The 22166-nt window shown below is 43.4% G+C and carries 16 protein-coding genes and 1 pseudogene; 14 read left to right on the plus strand and 3 right to left on the minus strand.

Annotated features, from left to right (window positions below; translation table 11 throughout):
- Nucleotides 1-216 precede the first annotated feature (216 nt).
- The gene (locus tag KUV50_RS01945; RefSeq protein WP_222578398.1) at nucleotides 217-1140 is read right to left on the minus strand and encodes an ROK family protein; all 924 of its coding nucleotides are present in this window, start codon (nucleotides 1138-1140) and stop codon (nucleotides 217-219) included.
- A 303-nt stretch (nucleotides 1141-1443) separates the two neighbouring features.
- Between KUV50_RS01945 and KUV50_RS01950 the strand changes: the two genes are divergently transcribed.
- From KUV50_RS01950 to KUV50_RS19655, 9 genes and pseudogenes are all read left to right on the plus strand, one after another.
- Nucleotides 1444-2553 carry an acyltransferase family protein gene (locus KUV50_RS01950; RefSeq protein WP_222578399.1) on the plus strand — a complete coding sequence of 370 codons (1110 nt, stop codon included), beginning with the start codon at nucleotides 1444-1446 and terminating at the stop codon, nucleotides 2551-2553.
- Nucleotides 2554-2781: 228 nt separating this feature from the next.
- Entirely contained in the window at nucleotides 2782-3573 is a 792-nt protein-coding gene (locus tag KUV50_RS01955) for an SDR family NAD(P)-dependent oxidoreductase (RefSeq protein ID WP_222578400.1), read from the plus strand.
- Between the two features lie 207 nt (nucleotides 3574-3780).
- A complete protein-coding gene (locus KUV50_RS01960) occupies nucleotides 3781-4632 on the plus strand; it encodes a sugar phosphate isomerase/epimerase family protein (RefSeq protein WP_222578401.1) in 852 nt (283 codons plus the stop codon).
- Nucleotides 4633-5133: 501 nt separating this feature from the next.
- Nucleotides 5134-5469 (plus strand): DUF6660 family protein, encoded by a 336-nt coding sequence (locus KUV50_RS19650; RefSeq protein WP_236976703.1) that lies wholly within the window; start codon nucleotides 5134-5136, stop codon nucleotides 5467-5469.
- 83 nt (nucleotides 5470-5552) lie between these two features.
- Nucleotides 5553-7724 (plus strand): TonB-dependent receptor, encoded by a 2172-nt coding sequence (locus KUV50_RS01965; RefSeq protein WP_166143260.1) that lies wholly within the window; start codon nucleotides 5553-5555, stop codon nucleotides 7722-7724.
- A 4-nt stretch (nucleotides 7725-7728) separates the two neighbouring features.
- The gene (locus KUV50_RS01970) at nucleotides 7729-8523 is read left to right on the plus strand and encodes a cation diffusion facilitator family transporter (protein ID WP_166143261.1); all 795 of its coding nucleotides are present in this window, start codon (nucleotides 7729-7731) and stop codon (nucleotides 8521-8523) included.
- Between the two features lie 395 nt (nucleotides 8524-8918).
- Nucleotides 8919-9521 (plus strand): annotated as a pseudogene (gene merTP / locus KUV50_RS01975) (mercuric transport protein MerTP).
- Nucleotides 9518-9724, plus strand: a complete 207-nt coding sequence (locus KUV50_RS19555) for a GDCCVxC domain-containing (seleno)protein (RefSeq protein ID WP_315899910.1) — start codon at nucleotides 9518-9520, stop codon at nucleotides 9722-9724. Before merTP ends, KUV50_RS19555 begins: the two are co-directional and overlap by 4 nt.
- 262 nt (nucleotides 9725-9986) lie before the next feature.
- Nucleotides 9987-10118: a type II toxin-antitoxin system HicA family toxin gene (locus KUV50_RS19655; protein WP_222578402.1), complete on the plus strand. Its 132-nt coding sequence runs from the start codon at nucleotides 9987-9989 to the stop codon at nucleotides 10116-10118.
- Nucleotides 10119-10452: 334 nt separating this feature from the next.
- Here the strand turns inward: KUV50_RS19655 and KUV50_RS01985 are convergent, their stop codons facing one another.
- Entirely contained in the window at nucleotides 10453-12660 is a 2208-nt protein-coding gene (locus tag KUV50_RS01985) for a right-handed parallel beta-helix repeat-containing protein (protein ID WP_222578403.1), read from the minus strand.
- 367 nt (nucleotides 12661-13027) lie between these two features.
- Here KUV50_RS01985 and KUV50_RS01990 point away from each other — a divergent pair, with 367 nt between their 5' ends.
- The 3 genes from KUV50_RS01990 (at nucleotide 13028) to KUV50_RS02000 (ending at nucleotide 16484) form a co-directional block, all read left to right on the plus strand.
- Nucleotides 13028-13834: a DUF1080 domain-containing protein gene (locus KUV50_RS01990; RefSeq protein ID WP_261394956.1), complete on the plus strand. Its 807-nt coding sequence runs from the start codon at nucleotides 13028-13030 to the stop codon at nucleotides 13832-13834.
- Between the two features lie 140 nt (nucleotides 13835-13974).
- On the plus strand, nucleotides 13975-15327 hold the full coding sequence (locus KUV50_RS01995; RefSeq protein ID WP_222578405.1) for a Gfo/Idh/MocA family protein: 1353 nt from the start codon (nucleotides 13975-13977) through the stop codon (nucleotides 15325-15327).
- A 221-nt stretch (nucleotides 15328-15548) separates the two neighbouring features.
- A complete protein-coding gene (locus KUV50_RS02000) occupies nucleotides 15549-16484 on the plus strand; it encodes an alkaline phosphatase family protein (RefSeq protein WP_222578406.1) in 936 nt (311 codons plus the stop codon).
- Between the two features lie 7 nt (nucleotides 16485-16491).
- Here the strand turns inward: KUV50_RS02000 and KUV50_RS02005 are convergent, their stop codons facing one another.
- Nucleotides 16492-17025: an RNA polymerase sigma factor gene (locus tag KUV50_RS02005; RefSeq protein ID WP_222578407.1), complete on the minus strand. Its 534-nt coding sequence runs from the start codon at nucleotides 17023-17025 to the stop codon at nucleotides 16492-16494.
- A gap of 400 nt (nucleotides 17026-17425) precedes the next feature.
- On the opposite strand from KUV50_RS02005, the gene KUV50_RS02010 reads away from it, so the two are divergent.
- Both KUV50_RS02010 and KUV50_RS02015 read left to right on the plus strand, forming a co-directional pair.
- Complete coding sequence (locus tag KUV50_RS02010) at nucleotides 17426-18412, plus strand: FecR family protein (protein ID WP_222578408.1); 987 nt, start codon at nucleotides 17426-17428, stop codon at nucleotides 18410-18412.
- 35 nt (nucleotides 18413-18447) lie between these two features.
- Complete coding sequence (locus KUV50_RS02015; protein WP_222578409.1) at nucleotides 18448-22155, plus strand: SusC/RagA family TonB-linked outer membrane protein; 3708 nt, start codon at nucleotides 18448-18450, stop codon at nucleotides 22153-22155.
- Nucleotides 22156-22166 lie beyond the last annotated feature (11 nt).

A 22166-nucleotide genomic window follows, 5' to 3' on the forward strand; every position in this document is an offset into this window, starting at 1 on the left:
AGCATAACCCGTTACAAAAGTTCATCCAATTCACAAATCCTGGTAAATATAACAGATATATGATTTAAATGCAAACAATTGATTAACGAATCTTGCTATTGTTTCAGTTTTATTAACAACGAACAATGTTTCGGATACGGATTAGAGCCAGAGGAATGCAATCGTTTTAAATAAGAAAGCTTCGGCTACCATGTAGTGTAAATCGGACGAGCTTATTTACTGTATGTATTCAGCAAACAAATGCCCGACGCCGCCGACACTGGCGGCGGCATCGCCCAATTCTGCAGGGGCTATTTGAAACGTGTCGTGGAGGTGGCTCATGCAATACTTATTAATATACTTTGCGATACCCTCCAGATATTGCGGCCCGCCATTGACGATGCCTCCTCCGAGGACGATGCGTTCCGGAGCGAAAATATTGACCAGACTGCCCAGACCGATCGCTACATTTCTAAAATGCCAGTCAAAGGCCTGAGAAGCATGAGCGTCTTTGGCGAGGTATTTTTGAAACAACTGCTCGCCATTGATGTGTGGATGCGCTTGCCCGGACAAATAATCGTAGTGCCTGACCAAAGCAGAGGTGGACCCGTACACCTCCAGACAGCCATGACTGCCGCATGAGCAGGGCAGCCCGTCCCGTTCGATAATGATGTGGCCCAATTCTCCGCCCCGGTCGTGAAATCCATTGTAAAAAGTACCGTCGATCAACAATCCGCCGCCGATGCCGGTGCCGATGGTAATAAATATCGCATCGCTGCAGCCTCGGGCCGCACCGTAATAGTGTTCCCCCATGGCCATTCCGATGGCATCGTTCATCGCAATGGTCGGCAGACCAAACCGTTCTTTTAAAAAAGGTGTCAATTGGAGGGGGACCAACCCGGGTAGGTTTCCGGCTCCCCCGGTCACGACTCCTTCTTCGACGATTCCGGGAAATGCGACGCTGATTCCGGCGATCTCGTGACCGAGACCAGTGGCATGCTGTTGGCATTCTTCTACTATACCTGCCAGTTTTTTTAGAAAAATTTCTTTGGTCTGGAAGTCCGTATCGACGGTCTGGTGATAGGCGACTTTCCCCTGCCGATTGGATATACTGTATTTGATGCGGGTACCACCTACATCGATGCCGATACCATATTTCATTTGTTCCTGTTATGAAGTTACGCGAATAATTAAAGTGGAAATTGAATCGAAAATATAAAATTTGCTCGAATTTCCGCCTCCTTTCCTTGTTTTTAATTACTTTGTCACTCTCAAAGCTTATGGAAAACTGAACTGTAAAATCAAAACGGAAAGGCAACAATCCATTGTTTTTAGTTTACAGACAAATACATACTAAAAACGATATACCTTTTCGCATGAAGAGATAAAGTCCAGTGATAACCCACGCGCATGTATTCAATGACAGAACATCCTTTATTTCGATCACGTAAAGCCTAAAACCATATGAAGACTATCGCCGGTGTGAAGCCGTCCCAAAGAATTATGTCCATTGATGCCCTTCGGGGTTTTGATATGCTTATGATTATATTTTTGGATCATTTCTTTCGAAATTTGCATCGAGGGGTGGATCACCCGGTGACCGGATTTTTGGCGAATCAGTTCACACATCCGGAATGGTATGGGTTTCACGCCTACGATGTGATTATGCCCCTCTTTCTCTTTGTGGTGGGAGCCGTAATTCCTTATTCATTATCCAATATACAAAAGAAAAGTTCTGATCTCGGACCGGTCTATAAGCGTCTCGGAAGGCGGTTCGTGATTTTATTTGTCCTTGGTTGGATCGTTCAGGGGCATCTGCTGGATTTGGATCCACAGACTTTTGCGGTGTTTAGCAATACGTTGCAGGCTATCGCGGTGGGGTATGTTTTTTCTTGTCTGGCGTACATTTATCTTTCCAAAAAATCACGCTACCTGCTTTTTGTTCTATGTCTGGTGGCGTACGCGTTGATCCTGACCGTGCCCCATGTGCCAGGCCTAGGTCGCAGTGTGATCCTTCCCGACCAAAATTTTCCAATTTGGTTTGATCGGTGGGTCATGGGCGGATGGGATGATGGCACACAATACAGCTGGTTGTTAACCGGGTTAGGTTTTACGGCGACCACGCTTTCAGGTTTGTTTGCCGGAGAAATCATAAAAGAAGGTGTGTCCAGACCTCGCGTTGCCCGGACCCTGTTGATTTATGGCGTGATTGGTGTGGTTTTAGGTCTCGTATGGGGAATATGGCATCCGATCGTTAAAAAATTATGGACCTCGTCATTTGTTTTGTTTCTGTCTGGAATTTGCTTTTTGTTGCTGGCTTTATTTTACTGGATCATCGATGTGAAAGGATATCATCGGTGGGCGTTTCCGCTCAAAGTGATCGGCATGAATGCGATTACAGCCTATGTGCTCTCTCATGTGATTGATTTTAAAGCGATTTCTGAGTATGTGATCTATGGTTTGGAACAGTATATGCCAGCCTTATATCCGGCATTGACCTCTGTAGCCGGATTTGGGATATTGTACGCTTTGTTGTGGTACATGTATAAGAACAAGACTTTTGTGAAGGTGTAGTTGTTGGGCCGCCTCCCTACTGTGTGACGAGAGGTAAACTTCGCTGTTAGTTATGGGTAAACGGTCAAGGATTTATGGTCGGATCGGTAAGCCCGTGGGCTGAAATGAGGTTTTTGTGGATTGCCGCGCCCGTCCTGACTTGGTATCCTCCGGCAGTCTGTAATCGATCTTTCAACGCTTCATTTTGTGGAAATTATTGTATATAATAGTCGAATAAAAAGAAGAATGATGAAAAATTCACCAAAGAAAAAAGTATTGATTACCGGAGCGACTTCCGGGATTGGGCGGGCTACGGCATATGAACTGGCCCGGGAAGGACATGATCTTATTCTCACTGGTCGACGGGATGATCGGCTAAAAAAGATTCAGGATGAATTGGTGCAGGTGCATCCGGGGATCCATGTTCGAACGATGGCGTTTGACGTTCGGAATCAGGCCCAGGTCGAGGAAGCCCTGGCCTCACTAAAAGATCAGGACGTCGATGTATTGCTCAATAATGCCGGACTGGCCAAGGGGTTTTCGGAAATTCATGAGGGTGATCTGGAAGATTGGGAGCAAATGATCGATACCAATATAAAAGGTCTGCTTTATGTATCGAAAATCGTTTCGGGCTGGATGGTGAAGCGGGGCAAGGGACAGATTCTCAATATTTGCTCCGTCGCCGGGAAGCAACCCTATCCCAATGGCAACGTGTATTGCGCGACCAAACACGCCGTGGATGCTTTGACACATACCATGCGGATTGATCTTCACAAGTACGGCATCCGGGTGGGACAGGTGTCTCCTTCTCATGTGGAAGAAACAGAATTTGCGGAAGTCCGGTTTGACGGGGATAAGGAACGGGGCCAGCAGGTTTATGAAAACTGGCAACCCTTGAAAAGTAGTGACGTAGCAGAGATTATTGCATTTATGATCAGCCGCCCGGCGCATGTAAATATTCAGGATGTCGATGTGTTTGGCAGTCAACAAGCGACAGCGACGATCGTGGATCGGTCGGGGCGAGAGCGGTTTAATGATTGATTGTTGATGGTCAATTGTAAATGATTAATGGTGCTGTCGAAAAAGCGCAAGCGAAAGAACAGTTGGATTTACAAATAGGAGTATATTAAGAATATGGGGAAACAAGGAATTAATAATTAAAGAATAATCTAACCCCTGAATCAATCTATGGCTTTCGCCATGGGATGCAAAGAAAATCGTATATTCCATGCCTAAAACAGAAACAACATGAAAACAAATCGACGTTCATTCTTCAAAAAATCAGGAACCGGACTTACTGCACTGGCAGCCGCTCCCTTATTGACCACCTCAAAAAGCTCGCTGGAGAAATTAGTGAAACCTCCGCGGAAAATAACCTACGATCTTGGAATGGCGGGGTACACCTTTGTCAAATTTTCCCTGGATGATGCACTAAAAATGACGCAACGAGTGGGGATCCACCACTTTTGCATAAAGGATTTTCATTTACCCATGGACAGTACGGATAAAGAAATTGCTGAATTTCATAAGAAATGCAAAGCACATGATATCGAAGGATATGCGGTCGGCCCCATCTATATGAAAACCGAGGAAGAAGTGAACCGGGCTTTTGATTATGCCAAGCGGGTCGGTGTCCGGATGATTGTTGGTATTCCAACCTATGAATTACTGCCTCTAGTGGATGAAAAAGTCAAAGAATACGATTTTCAAGTAGCCATTCACAATCATGGACCCGGAGACAAACTTTACCCTACTCCGGAAGTGATTTATGATAAAGTCAAAGATCTGGATCGAAGGATTGGCATGTGCCATGATGTGGGACATACTAAGCGTTACGGGAAGGATCCGGTCGCTCAGATCCTGAAGTACGGCGAACGGACGTATGATATGCACATCAAGGATGTCACAGAAGCCACTTCTAAGGGAAGTTCCTGTGAAATGGGCCGGGGTGTCCTCGATCTGCCGGCCGTTTTTGAGGCCATTGCCAAGACGGGGTATTCCGGGAAATGCAGCATCGAATATGAAAAAGATAACACGGATAATTTAGCGGGTATAGCCGAAAGCGTGGGGTATTATAATGCAATACAGGATATGATGTAGGAATCAGATTCAGCCGATAGTGTCTGACAGGGCATGTGCCGCCGAAGTGATATTCTGAAAAAAGCATTGGAACAATTAAAAACCGCTTTGATGATTTCAATATGTGGAATGTAAAAGAGGTAAGAATGCATTGGTTACACCCACTTTTGGAGGTATAACGATGAATTTTACAGCTATATAAACAAGTTGGGGCACATGCAAAAAAGACAACGGACACATTGACAATGACGAGTAACAAAAGGCATATCGATTTACAAACCGACTTTACGACCGGACTAACTCGACTTGACCAACATTGCAACTGGACAACGACAGAGACGACTGACAAAGAAGAAAAAAGAAAAAGCCCCCGCTTCGCATTTTTGAAAATTTCTGCCAACGCGCATTTGGCACATCCCGCTTTCCCAACACACATAGCCAATACGACAAAAAGCGGGAAGAGCCAAATTTTACCAACGCTCAATCTTGAAAAATTAATCAACTTTGGTTAAATTTGCAACCGTGAAAATTCTCTCAATCATACTTTCAATCTACATCATTGCACTCAATGTGCAGCCAATAATGGATATGGTTGATTTGGGTAACGAAGACATCTGTATCGCATCCATTCACAATTCAGATGCAGAGAACCAGCAACCAACGGAGAATGATGAAGACGGCTGTGATGACCTTTGTAATCCTTTCATGTCCTGCACAACATGCCTCGGATGTACAGTTCCAGTTGCTATTTTATTTTCGGAGCCATTCGAAAATCATGAAATACAACTGACCTTCTACAAGAATTTCCATTCCCTTCAATATTCCGGTTCCATCTGGCAGCCGCCTAAGATTGGATAATGTTTAAAGTGTATTCGGCATAAATGCTGAAAGCGGTGCTACGCACCGCCAAGCTATTTTTTAACATTATCAATCTTAAAACAATGACAACAAAAAGCATTTTGCTGCTATTGGCGGCATTTAATATAAGTTCTGTATTCGCTCAGAACACTTTCGAAGCAATTATAACAGACAGCGAAACTCAGCAACCACTGATTGGGGCAACTGCGGTTTTAAAGGGAACAACCAAAGGCAGCACTGCTAATCTGGAAGGTTTATTGTCAATTGAAAATATTCCTGATGGCAAGCAAATTATTGTCTTTAGCTACATTGGTTATGAAACCAAATCAGACACCTTTAGTTTTCCTCTGACACACACCGAACCTTTTCAAATTGAGTTGAACCCCAAAGCCGGTGAATTAGAGGAAGTTGTTATTTCTTCTACAAGAAGCACCCGAACTATTCAGGAAATTCCTACCCGAATGGAATTCATTGGCTTAGAGGAATTAGGAGAAAAAGCCAATATGAAAGCCGGAGATATTCGAATGCTCTTAAGCGAAAGTACGGGCATTCAAACTCAGGTAACTTCTGCAACATCCGGCAATGCTTCTATTCGTATTCAGGGGCTGGATGGGCGCTATACTCAAATTCTAAAAGACGGTTTTCCGCTTTTTTCAGGTGCAGCAAGTGGGCTGGGTCTTTTACAAACTCCACCACTCGACCTCAAGCAGGTGGAAGTTATCAAGGGTTCGGCATCAACACTTTATGGAGGTGGAGCAATTGCGGGCTTAATAAACCTGATTTCCAAAACACCTTCTGAGGAAAGAGATTTACTTTTTCACCTGGATGTAAACTCTGGGAAAGGGTTTGACCTGAACGGATTTTATTCCAAGCGTTTCGAGAAGGTAGGCACTACCATTTTTGCTTCACACAACAGAAGTTGGGCTTATGACCCTGCGGGAATAGGCTTATCTGCCATTCCACAATACGAGCGTTATGTATTGAACCCAAAGCTGTTCCTTTATTTCAGCGAAAAAACAAAATTGAACTTTGGAGTGAATGCAACAGTGGAAGACCGGTTGGGAGGAGATATTCAATTCATTGAAGGTGAGGGAGACAACATTCACAGCTATTTTGAGGAAAATAATACGCAACGCTATTCCACTCAATTAAGCTTAGACCATAGGACAGGTAACGGATTGTTCAATTTTAAAAACAGCGTAAGTTATTTTAATCGAAGTATATCAGTCCCTGATTATAATTTTGAAGGAACACAGTTAGCCACATTTTCAGAAGCAAGTTACGCCAGTGGCAATGAAAAGTTTGAATGGGTTACAGGATTAAATCTTTGGACTGACCATTTTGATGAAAATCAACTGGACACCTTTCAAACCCGCGATTACAACTTGAACACCCTTGGAGCTTTCGCACAAACTTCATGGAAAGCCACTGAATGGCTAAACCTTGAGACAGGATTGAGAACTGATTATGTTTTTGATTATGGTGTTGTCTTGCTTCCCCGAATTTCTGCTTTATTTAAAATTTCACCAAAGTTATCTTCGCGTATTGGTGGAGGTTTTGGCTATAAGGCACCTACCATTTTCACGGAAGAAAGTGAGCGCATACAGTTTCAAAATGTCTTGCCCATTAGCAGCAATAACAATGAACTTGAACGTAGCTATGGGGGAAATTTTGACATTAATTACAAAACCATTATTGGCGAAGAAGTCAGTTTCAGCATTAACCAACTTTTCTTCTATACCTATCTGGACAATCCATTGCTACTTGAACTACAGACAAGCGGCCTATACCAATTTGTCAATACTCAAGGCTACATAGATACAAGAGGAACCGAAACGAATATGAAGATAGCATATGACGACTTTAAATTGTTCTTGGGTTATACATTCACCGATGCAAGGCTGCATCAAGGTGGCACAGTGAATGAAGCTCCTTTAACTCCAAAGCACCGCATCAATTCAGTGCTATTCTATGAAGTTGAAGAAAAATGGAAAATAGGGTTAGAAGCATATTATTACAGTCCTCAAAAGCTGAGCGATGGAACTACCGGACAGCAATATGTCATTGCCGGATTTATGGCTGAAAAGCTTTGGGAGAATTTTTCCATCTACCTGAATTTTGAAAATTTCCTTGACGCAAGACAAACCCGCTTTGACACAATTAATACAGGCACGGTCACCAATCCTGTTTTCAGGGACATCTATGCACCACTCGATGGTTTTCTTATTAACGGAGGAATTAAACTCAAACTTTAACGGCATGAAGAAAACAGTTTTTAAAATTCAGAAAATGGACTGCCCCAGTGAAGAACAGATGATAAGAATGAAACTGGAAGGGGACGACCAGATAAAGTCTCTTGATTTTGACCTTGAAAATCGAAGGTTAGAAGTTTACCACACCGGGACTTATCAATCTATATTGGCTGCCTTGGAAAGTCTAAACCTGAATACAACGCAAGTTTCTTCCGAAGAAGCGGAATTGGCTCCTAATACACCTTCTGACAAAAAAGAAAAGAAACTGCTCTGGGCAGTTTTACTCATTAACTTTTCTTTTTTTGCCATCGAACTAACCACAGGATTGGTTGCAAACTCAATGGGGTTGGTAGCGGACAGTTTAGACATGCTTGCGGACAGTATCGTTTATGGACTATCACTATTAGCAGTAGGTAAAATAGTTTCAAGAAAGAAAAAGGTTGCAAGGTTTGCAGGCTATTTTCAAATAACCCTTGCTATTATAGGTTTTGTAGAAGTCATCAGACGTTTTGTTGGTGAAGAAAAAATGCCTGACTTCCAAACTATGATAATCGTCTCAATACTCGCATTGATTGCGAATGTAATTTGCTTATTTCTACTTCAAAAGGGTAAGAGCAGTGAAGCACACATGAAGGCAAGTATGATTTTTACTTCCAATGACATCATAATTAATACTGGCGTAATTGCGGCCGGACTTCTGGTGAACTGGTTAAACTCAAGCTATCCGGATTTAATAATCGGGACTATCGTATTTCTTGTAGTAGCAAGGGGAGCGTACAGGATAATGCAACTTTCTAAATAGTGCCAACGCATCAGTCACACACATTGGCTGGCCACTCAGAGCCGACCCGCAGACCAAAGCCAGCCAAAGAGTGTGCCTGCCCAACCCGAGAAAAGAAATTTTCAAAAATGCCCCACGCGCGACTAAAAAGAAAGACAAAACAATAGTACGAACAGACAAGAATAAGACTTTGAGCCGGTTGACACTGTGGACAGAAAACAAAAAGAATGAAAAGCACGATGCCCCAACAAAGTGTATAAGCAATAGCGCGTGAAGTGCTAAATTTAAGGTCGGTGCATTTAATTAACTTTGGTGGTAGCCGGACAGGTAACTGCCTTGAAATCCGCTACTGCTCATACACAGAGCCGTTGTGCGTCAGCTGAAAAAAGAGAACAAAGAGCATTAGAAGAATTAAAATGAAATCAGAAAACAAACTTGCAGGACTTGGACTTTTGACAGCAATCTCGGCTTCACTTTGCTGTATCACACCTGTTTTGGCTTTGTTGGCAGGGACAAGTGGACTCGCTTCGACTTTTTCTTGGCTTGACCCATTGCGACCGTACTTAATTGGACTGACTGTTTTGGTGCTTGGGTTTGCTTGGTATCAAAAACTGAAACCGCAAAAACAAATTGACTGCGACTGCGATACGACTGAAAAAACACCTTTCATTCAGACAAAGAAATTCTTGGGTATCGTGACAGTTTTTGCATGACTAATGCTTGCATTTCCAACTTATGCGCACGTTTTCTTTCCAAAGACGGAAAATACAACAGTCGTAACCGACCAATCAAAAATTCAGACGGCAGAATTCAAAATATACGGAATGACTTGTACGGGATGTGAAGAACACGTAAATCAAGAAGTAAATAAACTAACAGGCATAATCCAGACGACTGTATCTTACGAAAACTCAAACGCAATCATTGAATTTGACCAAGCCCAAACAAACATTGAAGAAATCGAAAAAGCAATTGAAAAGACAGGCTATTCAGTAACAGAAAAAAAAGCAATTAAATGAACATAGAATTACAATCAACAATCACTTGCCCATACTGCGGACATAAAATGGAAGAAACTATGCCGACAGACGCTTGCCAATACTTTTATGAGTGTGAGAACTGCAAGAAAGTATTAAAGCCAAAACAAGGCGACTGTTGCGTTTATTGCAGTTACGGAACAGTAAAATGTCCACCAATACAACAAGGAACAAGTTGCTGTTAAAGGATAAAATTCAAAAAACTAAAAAGCCGACCGCACAACATTAGCTATACGTAATGCGGGTGAAAGTGCTGATATGAAAGTAATTACACTAAATAAACTTTTTGGTGAGCGGAAAATGAAGTGCCTTGAAATCCCGCACTACGCATAGCCCGGCCGTTGTTGTGGCAAATGCAAAAAGAAATCCCATTTCATCTCAAAATTGGGTCTGTTTAAAAGTAAATTATAGTTTACCTTTGGATTGCTAAGTTAAAGTGTAGGCCGAATGAAATGTTCCAAACTGTACCGAATTTTGACAAAAGGCGGTTGGTACGCAGTTTTACAAAAAGGTTCGCACGTTAAAATGCGACACGAAGTAAAAAAAGGATCCATTATATTTCCAAATCATGGTGGCTAAGAAATAGGTAAGGGGTTGGAAATTAGAACTCTATAGGATGCGGGGCTGAAAAAATAAGGAAAATGCGAAAAGGGAAAAAAATTACAATGACCGTATAGAAAACCAACACAGGATTTTCTGCATTTACGGAGGATTATCCAATTTTTACCACTGGAAAATCCGTTCCGGAATTGATTAATAATGTTAATGAGGCAACCGAACTTTATTTTGAAGAGGAACCGGTAAAATTAGTCTCCACAGACATCAAATTTGAAATCGATTTTCAACAGTTTTTCAAATTTTATAAAGTAATCAACGCTAATTTTCTCTATTTTAAATGACTCACAACTTTGATTTATTCTTCCATCCGGTTTGTCTTTCCATCATCCTCATACAACCCCATTTTATCAAATGGAACCTGCTCAAATCCATGCTCTAAAGCGGGTGAGTTTGGTTGGAGCTGATAGGTTCCATTTTTCGGGGAGTCCGGGTCGACAAACAACGGCTCTGTAATGATAATACTGCTGGAAGTGCTGTCTTGTACCGCGGTTCCTGGTGCGACCACATTGGCTTCCATGGTGAGGAAGGGGAGTGCTTTTCTTTCGATGGAGGTTCGCCAAAATCCGGTGGCTTTATCCCAGGTACCTCCCATGCAGATATTATTTGAGATTACATTTCCCTTGGGTGCCCTGGGTTCATCTTCCAGGATGTTGATCAGTTTGGGGTAGCGGGAGCTGTAGGGTGGTTGATCGTAGGCAATTCCCAGGATGGTTCCTTTTTCTTCTGCTTCCTTAATCCATCGGGTGGGGTGTTCGTGCATCCAGCCCATTGAGCGGGCATCGATGTGCAGCGATGGGGCGCAATTGATGAAAATATTGTTGAGGACCGCGTTGTCGCGCCCACCACCGATCATCATGGCCCGGGTGACATTGTCAAATACATTACCAAATACCTCAACCCCTGAAAATGCATCATCCAGGTAGACGCCGACAGAACCTTTCCCTTCAAAGCCGGAGATGTCGTGAAGATAATTGTACCGGATGACATTGCCGCGCATGGTCCAGTTCCGTCCGGCATAAACGGCTCCGGCGTCGTTCGATTCTGTGCAGACGTCATAGATTTCATTGAATTCCATCAAATGGTCATTCCCGTTAAAATAGATCGCAAAATGGGGCAGGTGTGCAATGCGATTGTGGGAAGCCCGATTGCCCACTCCATTCAATGAAATGCCGGGAAAATAGACTCGTTTGATCCGGGCGATGTGGTGGATGTCATTATTTTCAGCAAAACACGATCCAGCGGTCAGGGACGGGCGATCACCGGCATCTATTTTTATGCCGCCGGCACCGACCCCATATATTTCGCACCCGATGACTCCGTTTTGGTTGCCCCCATCGATGACTACCCCCTCATCACCGGCATTTCGGATGGTGCTTTCCCGAAGTACGACATCTTTACAGTCGGACATGCTGACCACTGTTTTACGACTACCCTCTAAGGTGATGTTTTCGAGACGGAGGTGAGAAACATCGTTCATGAGAATCACATGATCGAGCATGGACACATAGGCACTTTCTTTGTTGGGATCAGATGGTGGGTAGAAATATAGTATTCCTTCTTCTCGATCTACATAGTATTCACCGGGTTCGTCGATTTCGGAAATCAGATTGAACCCATAAAACCATTGCCCGACCCGGTACCCATAGCTGGCGTAGGGCGGGGCCACTTCCATCAATTGACGGGTCGTATCGATGCGGGCTATTTTATGTTTTTGATTGCTCCAATCCCAAAACCAATACCCACTGACCCAGCCATCTTTCTCCCTGGCCCAGCGGTTAATCCGGGTATCCTCATAGTTGAATTTTCCAATCCGATCTCCTTTTGTACCGCGAATGTCAACGGGGTCAAGGTTCAGTATTCCGGTGATTTTTACAAAACCCTCGTTGGGGTATCGGGAAATCCACATGGGTTCGTCATTGAAAAACAATTCGATGCCTTCACCTCGGGGAGACCCAAAATCAGTAATTCCCAAAGCCGCGAGTTCGGCCTGGTAAATTTTATCCCGGAGCTGAGGTTGAATGAGATCCAGTACGGTTTTATCGGTCACTTTATCCCATTTAGGGATGGACTTACCACCTGTAATTAGGACTTCATTTCCTTGCGCACCCCGATATATGATAGGTGTAGCCGAGGTCGGTCCGCCGTCGGAGGTTCCCAGGGCAAATGGTTCGTTCAATTCATAACGGCCACCTTGGATTTCTACTATGATCGTTTTTTTGAAGGGTTTGGTTGTGGCTTTTATTTTTAGAATTTCATCCCGGACTCTGGTCAGAGTAGCAAAAGGCCCATCTGTGTTTTTATTGTTGGGTTCTGCACGCGTCCCGGACCAACGGTCATCTCCCTGGGGCGAAACGTAAAGTGTTCTTTCGTTGTTCGAAGCGTGCTTTAGGGAGGAACACCCCAGGGTGCACCCCATAAAAATGGCGATTAATAGTCCAGGGAACAGCATATAGCACTTTGTGGCGCAGAAGTTATGAAGAATTCGTTCAAATGGTTTATTCATGATGATGTGTTGAAATGTGATTCATTCGTATCCTGTGTTCGAGGAAAAATAGCGACATAAAAATAGAATTATTTTTGTGATCACAGATCAATCTTTATTCGGATCGTTTTTACCTATCCCAAACAAATCGGCTAAATGAAGTCATTCTATCTGAATGGTCCTATGATACCTAACTATATTTACCATTTAGATTAAAGGCCTAGCATTCCTAAAGTCCAACTAAGAAGGGTGTAGAAAGCTATTGCAACGCTTATTAAATGTATCCCCTCATTTTCCATTCCAAAAATATTGTCTAAATTTAGGCCAAAATAGGGTAGAAGGTTTGCATGAATCAAATTTTCTTCTAGTATTGCTAAAAAATTTAAAAATGTTTTACGTGAAAATAAGCACCATTTTTTATTTCTTATTAATCATCCCAATCCTTTTTACAGGATGTGCGAATCAGGAAAAAAACCAGGACGAAGAGCAGGAGCAGGCCGAAGATCAGGCCCAGAAATGGATCAATTTACTGGATGCAGAACACGCTGATCATTGGCGCGGTTACAACGGCGAGACTCTGCCTCCGGGTTGGACCATCAACAACGGGATGCTGTATTTCGATACCGAATTAAAACTGGAGCAAGATTATACCGGTGGGAGCGATGTCATCTATGGTGGTCAGAAGTTTGAAAATTTTGAGCTGTCCGTAGAATGGAAGATTCCGGAAGGGGGGAACAGCGGTATTTTTTATCATGTCAATGAAGGACACAAATCACCATCTGGGACCGCACCCGAATACCAGTTGATCGATGATGAACATTATGCAGATATCCATGATCTGGTCGGGTACAATTCTCAGTTTGGTGCAGAGCATCCGGAGTTGTTGCAGGACTGGCAAATGACCGGAGCGGATTACGCCATGCATCCGGTGGAAATAGAGGATAAAGTGTTGCATCCGACGGGAGAATGGAATACCTCTAAAATCGTCGTAGCTCCTGGACGAACAGAGCACTGGTTAAACGGTAAAAAACTTTTGAGTTTTGATCCGGGCTCTGAAGACTGGCAAAAAAGGAAAAATTCCGGAAAATGGGACGGTTATCCGGATTATGGAAAATACAATTCCGGGTATATTGCTTTTCAGGACCATGGAAGTCCACTGTGGTTTCGCAATGTTAAAATCAGACCCATTGAATAAAATCCATTTTATGTAGCGGAAGAACTTGCCGCTAAAGGCTAAGCGTGCGGGAAAGGCCTTCAGCTTAGTTCACAATGATCACAATTGGCTGAATTGAAAGACCGTTATAAACTTTATCAATAAATTTAGAAGTATAAATAATGAAAAGAAGACATTTTATAAAGACCACCAGCGCCGGAGCTCTTGCTACGGGATTGTTGCCTGTTGCATTTTCCTGCAGCAATCCAAAGCACCTTATCAAAAACGGCAAAGTACGGATCGCTCAGGTGGGGCTGGGAATGATGGGAGTTAATGATCTAAAAGATACCGCCTCTCATCCGGCGGTGGAAGTGGTAGCGCTGTGTGATGTGGACAGTACATACCTGAACAAGGCTGGAGCGGATTATCCGAATGCACGTAAATTCATCGATTACAACGAAATGCTGGACACAATGGGGGATCAGATTGACGCTGTGATTGTTTCCACTCCTGATCATATCCATGCACCGGTTTCATTGAAGGCGATGAACATGGATAAGCACGTTTATTGTCAGAAACCACTGACACATTTTGTGTCTGAATCCAGAGAAATGGCACGTGTCGCCAAAGATCGGAAGCTGGTTACCCAAATGGGGATTCAGGTCCATTCATTTTATGATTACGTGTTGGCAACGGAACTGATCCGCGGCGGTATTGTCGGAAAAGTAAGTAAAGTGATCGCGTGGTCTCCAAAAGTTTGGGGGTATGATGGTCCGGCACCGACAGGAAGTGATCCGATACCTGCTGATCTGGATTGGGAATTGTGGCAGGGTGATGCCCCAAAACGTCCGTATAAAGATGGATTTTATCATCCTTCGAACTGGCGAAAAGTGCTCGATTATGGCTGTGGGACCCTCGGGGATATGGGCGTTCATATTTTTGATACACCCTACAATGCCCTGGAACTTCAGGTTCCGCTTACGGTAAAAAATGATTGTCGTCCGCCCAATGGGTTTGGCCATCCGGAGAAAAATCATGTGACGTATACTTTCCCGGGAACAAAGTATACCACGGACCAGATGACTTGGGTATGGTATGATGGCGAAGGTGCTCCGGAACCGCAGCCTGAGCTTGAACTGCCCAATGGAGAAGAGTTGCCAGATCAGGGAGCGATGTTTATCGGAGAGAATGGCCAGCGTCTGTTGTTGCCCCATTTTATGGAATTGCCTCGGTTGATCGTAAACGGCGAATACCAGCCGCTGGAGATTGAGAAGTATGATCCGAAAGGAAAACTGGGGGAACCGGTCCGGGATTATGCTGGAGAATCACCCAAGCATTATCACCAGTTTGTGGATGCTTGCATGGGTAAAGCCGAAGCCAGTGCCCCATTTTCTTACGCTTCCAAACTGACTGAAGTGATATTACTTGGTGTCATTGCTGCGCAGTTTCCTGGTGAAGAATTGCATTGGGATGGGCAAAATGCAAAGTTCAGAGAAGAAAAAGCCAACCAATTTATTAGTGGGACCGCTAGCTAGGGTATAGGTGTTATACCAAATAGTATAAAAAATAGAAACGGGTCGTGGTTCAGCCAGACCCGTTTTTATTTTTTTATGCAGCGCCATTGAAAGTGATGTTACAGCGGAAAAGGGTTGCATGACATGAAGAAAAGCGAGGCTTATGGAACAGTGGTAATGGAATTAGAGGAGAAGACTTGATTATTAAGCATAGAATATAAAAATTTTAAAAACAGTTGGTTATGCGAATTTTTTTGGCTCTTGTTGTATTGTTGAGTACCCCATACCTGGTTTTAGCTCAGAATGCTAAAAAAGTGCTTTTTATCGGTTCTGATGGTACCACCGGAAGTGAATTGCGGGATATTCCCACACCCAACATCGATTTGTTGACTGAGGATGCCATCTACAGCTACGATGCGATCAACAATGGAATCACGATCAGTGGGCCGGGGTGGAGCAATCTTTTTACAGGTGTACTAGATAAGAAGCATAAAGTGGTTGGCAATTCATTTGAAAAAAACAATTTGGCCAATCATCCTGACTTTCTTCAAATCATCAAGAAACATATACCCCATTATGAAACCGCCGCTTTTTATACTTGGTTGCCCATCGGGATAATTCTCAATGAGACGGACACCCGTGTAGCCCGACGCTACGCCCATGGGGGCGATGCGTTTGTTCACCAAATTGCGCAGGATTATCTTAGGAATGAACCAGCGGATGCTACGGTCGTGTATTATGGTGACGTGGACATTGCGGGGCATAATTTTGGGTTTTATAAGGAAGTTCCTGAGTATTATAGGGAAGTCGTCCAATTTGATCGGTATGTGGGTGATCTCGTTGATGCTATCAATGCCCGGCCTACGCGTTCGAAGGAAGACTGGTTGATTGTCCTAAGCACCGACCACGGTGGTCACAAAACCGGACATGGCGGAGAAACCCTTGGGGAGCGAAATATTTTCCTGATTGTGGCTGGGGACCCGGTCCGTCACTCAGAGTTGCGACGAACCAATCATCGTAAATTAAAGATGGATGATCAACTGCCATTGAAAAGACTGAAAAGATATGGTTTTGATACCATGCCTACTCAGGTAGACGTCGTCCCTACCATTTTAGATTTTCTGGAAATTCCTGCGGATTCGTATGACCTGGATGGCGCGTCGTTGTTGGGAAGATAGTGCAGTATTAAGCCATAAAATACATCGTCATTCCCGATACAAAGGCAATGGTATCTACCTGCATTTTTTCCCGGAGGTATTTCATCGCTTCAAACAAATGATTCCGGACGGTTTTATTGGATATATTTAGTTTGGCAGCTATTTCGTCGTGGGACAAACCATGCAATTTGCTGAGCTCAAATACTTCCTTTTGCCGCGGTGGCAGCGTATCGAGTATAAAATGCAGTCTGGAGTTGAAATCTTCCTGCATAAGGCGTTTAATAGCGGCGGGTTCATTGTGTTGAATGGTTTCATAAAGAGATGTGCGATAAGAATGTTCCAAGCGGGCACGTCGGAAGTGATCCATAACATGATGGCGGGCCATGGTGAAAATATAATTGTCCAGATCTTTTACATTTTGAAGGATTTGCTGATTCACCCACAACTTTAATAAAATATCCTGTGTAAAATCCTCGGCAATATCCTTCATCTTGACATGCTTCAGAAAGAAGGCATGCAAGCGGTTTTCGTATTCAATTAATATAGACTCTTTAATCTCCAATTTACCGGTTCTGCAAATAAATCATTTTCACTATGATGGGTGAATCTAATCAATTTTGTTAAGAAAAAACAAAATATTGCTATTTATTCATGCTCTGATCAACGAGTTAGTTTTTTGACTGTCGTCCAATCTGCTTTAAGAGTAATTTCGGTTAACCCTAAGCTCATTGCTGTGACAAGGCCATCGAGGTAAGGTTAGGTGGTGTTACCCCGGTGTTTCAGTATATGGGATTGTTATTAAGTTGAATTAAAATTAACTACTATTCAGAAATATTTGAAAAAATATTAAGAATCTCTTGGGACATTTCAACACCTGGTCCGTCTACTCTATATAATAAAGCGTGAAGAGCGTTCTTGCGGTTAATTGCTTGACCACCTCCACTATGATGTAGATTCTACCCATGAAAAGAAAAAAAACAGATCACGTAGAAAGAATTCGTACCCTTTATCAGAAGTACATGGATCATGAAATATCGGAAGATGAATTCAATGAGTTGCTAAACTCATCATTTCATCCAGAGTTTAGTGCCATCATAAACGAACCGTTACGCAAAAGTTGGGCTGAGACGAAAGATGAGGGAAAGAAAGGCTCTACCAACGGTAGATCGAATCCTTCAAAGAAAGGTGGAGGCAGCATGAAATCAATAGGAATGTGGATTGCAGCTGCAGCTGCAGCTGCGTTGGTTTTGTTCACGACCACACCTTGGCACAGTTCCACCACGGATGGATGGATCATCTACAATACGGGCTATGCTGAAACACTTGAAATAGATCTTTCTGATGGCAGTAAAGTGTTGCTCAATGCGAGCTCCGAGCTCCGCTGGAAGAACGATTGGGCGTCTTCTGGGAAGCGGCTGGCTCACATATCCGGCGAAGCTTACTTCGATGTTCAACCACAGGGTCGGAATGGAAATAAAATTCCTTTTTTGGTGGAGTCCAAAGAAGTCAGGATTGAGGTGGTCGGAACCTCGTTTAACATCGAAGATTATGGTGACGAGACCAAGGTGTTTCTTAATCAGGGACAAATCAAACTGGGCCTGTTACGGACTTCGGATTCAACGGTGTATTTGACAGATGGAGATCAGGTGGTCATTGAAAATCAAACTCATCAGGTTCTGTCACAGACTCAAACCTCTAAACAAGAAGCTGCAAGCTGGACCGAGGGTGAATTGCGGTTCAAAGATGTGGACCTGGGAAAAATTTTGCCCCAGTTGGAAGCCATATACGGCGTTGAATTTGAAGTGGAAGATTCTGCAATGCTAGAAATTCCGATGGATTTTGGCGTTCCTTATGCGAATTGGGCGGTGGTGCAAAGTGCGTTGGAGCTGGCTCTAACGGTTGATTTGCATACACATGACGGAAAGATATACATCAATAAAATTAAATAATAACCCTTAAATCAAAGTCTAAAACCGTAGAACTTATGAAGAAATTATTTACAATTTTAACCACCGTGATCCTGTTCGTGGTCATTTGTTCGGTGGACACCCGGGCGAATATGCCCGATGATCGTGAACTCGTCAATGAAGATGAAATTTCATTGCTGGATTTGCTGCGCCAATGGGAAAAGCAGTACGATGTCCTATTTACCTATGACCGACGAATTGTTGCTCCGGTAAAGGTAGAAAAACCAGAAGGAGCCAGTGATGATATTTCGGAATCATTGGATTTGGCGCTGTCCGGAACGCATCTCAGATTTACGATTTTGGAAGACCGGTACATTGTGTTGTACAAAAATGATGCGGAAGGAATGGAATCGCTTAAAAAGATGATAGAACATTTGAGCCACATTATTGAAGAACGCGAACATGCGGTGGAGCGTCGTCAGGCCACTACGGTACAGCCATTGATGATTCGTATGTTTGACCGCATCGCCAGGACCAAACGACTGGCACTGGAGGTGTCCGGAACTGTACGGGATCAGGATGGGACACCATTGATCGGGGTGACGATCCGTGTGAAAGGTACGAACAAAGGAACTTCCACAGATTTTGATGGCCGGTTTAGTCTGGATGATGTGGATGGAAACGCGACTCTAGTATTTACCTATGTGGGAATGCTTGCTCAGGAAGTTAATATTAAAAATAGAAACGTGATTAACGTAACCATGCAAGCCGATGCGACCCAGCTGGAAGAAGTAGTAGTCACGGCGTTGGGGATCGAACGGAATAAAAAATCGTTGGGATACTCTATAGCAGAGGTTTCGGGTGAAGATATGACGACAGTGACTCAGGAAAATCCGGTGAATGCGTTGGCCGGTCGGGTCGCTGGATTGACACTAAACCAAACATCCGGTGTGGGCTCTTCAGTCAGCGTAGTGATCCGTGGGATTACTTCCCTCACCACAGACAATCAGCCGCTCTTTGTGATTGATGGGGTTCCTGTTCAAAATGGTTTGAACAATGTTCGGGGAATGGGCAGTCGAAATACAGTGGACTATGGAAATGCTATTTCAGATTTGAACCCAGAAGATATTCAAGAATTAAATGTACTAAAAGGTCCCAGTGCAGCTGCTTTGTATGGTTCTCGGGCTGCGAATGGTGTTATTCTGATCACAACCAAAAAAGGTGGGAAAGGACAAAAGATGAAAGTTGATTTTAGAAGCAGCAATGTATTTGAAGAACCGTATAACCTTTTGGATTTACATTATCAATATGCCAATGGGGCCCGCGGTAATCAATTGGATCCCAATGCAGCTTATTGGCTGGGTCCAAAACTGGATGTTGGAAATAAATACCCCCAATGGAATAGTCCACTGGATGAAAATGGAAATAGAATCCCCACCGAATTGAAATCCTATCCGGATAATATGAAAAACTTTCTTCGTACAGGATTTACGACTTCTAATAATATTTCTATACGTGGCGGGGGGGATAATTCAACTTATCGGTTGTCCTATGGTAATATGACACACCACGGCATGGTGCCTGGATCGGATTTGTTCCGAAATTCACTAAGTAGTGTTTTCTCCCACGATTTCAATGCGAAGATTAAGATTTCAGCAAATATTAATTACGTTCGATCCAATTCAAATAATCGACCATCGTCAGGAAGTCGGGGAAGTGCGATAGAATCGGTATATGATCATTCGTATGTGGATATCCGGGACTTGAAACAATACTGGATCCCTGGCCGCGAGGAGATCGAACAACGACGCGTTTCAGATGATGGGAATAATCCATATTTTTTGGCCCATGCGAAAAAAAATAGTTTTGATCGGAACAGGTTGTATGGAAACCTTCGATTGGATTACGATATCCTACCGGGTCTGCGTGCTTTTGCACGGATGTCATTGAATCGATCAGATGAAAACCGGGAAACAAAAATACCCTGGAGTTATACTCGAATGCCACAGGGCGGATACTATTTGTGGGAAATTGCTCGGGAAGAAATTAATAGTGACTTCCTGTTAACCTATGAAAAGAAATTTACGGGTTTTGATTTTAATATTTCTGGTGGAGGGAACTATCGAAAAGAAACTTATGATGACCTCTATAATGGGGTTGCAGGTCGGGGACGAGGTCTGGTGATTCCCGGGTTGTACCGAATCTCAAATATTCCACGGGATATACTCCAGACGGTTAACTTTAATACCCTTAAAAAAGTATACAGTCTATATGGAACAGCATCGCTTGGAATTAAGAATCAGCTGTACGTTGATGTGACCGGACGAAACGATTGGTCCAGCACTTTGCCTTCTTTTAACCGGTCCTTCTTCTACCCTTCCGTATCGGTGAGTTGGTTGGCGAATGAAACATTTCAGCTTCCTTCTAAAATTTCATTGTTAAAATTTAGAGCGGGTTGGGCAGAAGTTGGCAATGATACTGATCCATACCAGCTCGAACCAGTGATCGGAGTAAACAGCCTGAGTGGGTACCCCTCTATCTCAACATCCATCTCTGGGCGATTACTCAATCCCCAACTCAAGCCTGAGATTGCAACTTCCATGGAATACGGGACAGATATTAACTTGTTTCATAACCGGGTTCGGTTTGAGGCCACCTATTATGATATGGTCAACAGAAACCAGATCTTAGATGTCGGGACACCAGCATCATCCGGCTATGACAGTAAATTAATCAATGCCGGAAAATTGGAGAACAAAGGTTGGGAAATTGCTTTAGGTTTTACTCCAATCAAAAACAATAATTGGACCTGGGATCTCAACACGAACTTTACACGTAACCGGACAACCATTGTAGAGTTGGCCGATGGGATTGATCGCATTCAGCTCTGGAGCGAAAATGGCGGAGGATCTTATGGCAGAGTAGGCGAAGAACTTGGAGCTTTGTTTAGTCGGGGGTATGCGCACGTTGAAGATCCAAATTCACCGTATTATAAATGGCCTATTTTGGACGATGTCGGCGGATGGCAGCGGAAGGACGATCCGGAAGATTGGGTTAAAGTGGGTAATTTCAATCCGGATTTTATTTTTGGGGGGCAAACTCGATTATCCTATAAAAAATTTACCCTGAGTGCCAGTGTTGATTGGCGGATGGGGGGTGACTTCTTGTCATTCACATATCGTTATGCAGAATCGGATTGGAAGTCACAGCGACAAATGGATAATTTGATCCCTGGTGGGCACTATTCCCCCGAAGAGTTGGTGGCTTTGTTGAAGTCGGATCCGGATAAATACATTATTCCGAGTAACGGCGATTTTCCACGGGTGGGTGGTTATGACAAAGAAAGTGGTGGCTTTTTTACTGAGTTTGGCGGGGAAGGTTGGGATGGCGCCTTTATCCCAGGTGTCAAAATTGGAGAAGATGGTGAGTATGTTGAAATTCTTGGGGGTGGGCCTGAAACGTTTAAAGTACCCATTGGTCTGATATTTCCTTGGCGATTTAATCAGCAAGTGACGTTTGATGCTTCTTTCGTAAAGCTTCGAGAAATTTCCTTAGGGTATGACTTGCCCACATTTAAAGGGCTTAACCGTCTAAGGTTGTCTGTTTTTAGTCGAAATTTAATGCTGTGGACCGCTGCAGATATTGGAATCGATCCAGAGCGGGCTTTTGCAGGAAGTAGTAGTTTCGAAGGAGATACTAAAACCATGTTCCGACAAGGATTGGAGTGGCAAAATGTGATTCCGTTTACAGCCTCATTTGGTTTTAATCTGAGCGCCTCATTTTAATTAAGAATTCT

Origin of the sequence: Membranihabitans marinus, from assembly GCF_019802045.1 — a bacterium.
In the GTDB taxonomy this organism is placed as follows: Bacteria; Bacteroidota; Bacteroidia; order Chitinophagales; family Saprospiraceae; genus Membranihabitans; species Membranihabitans marinus_A.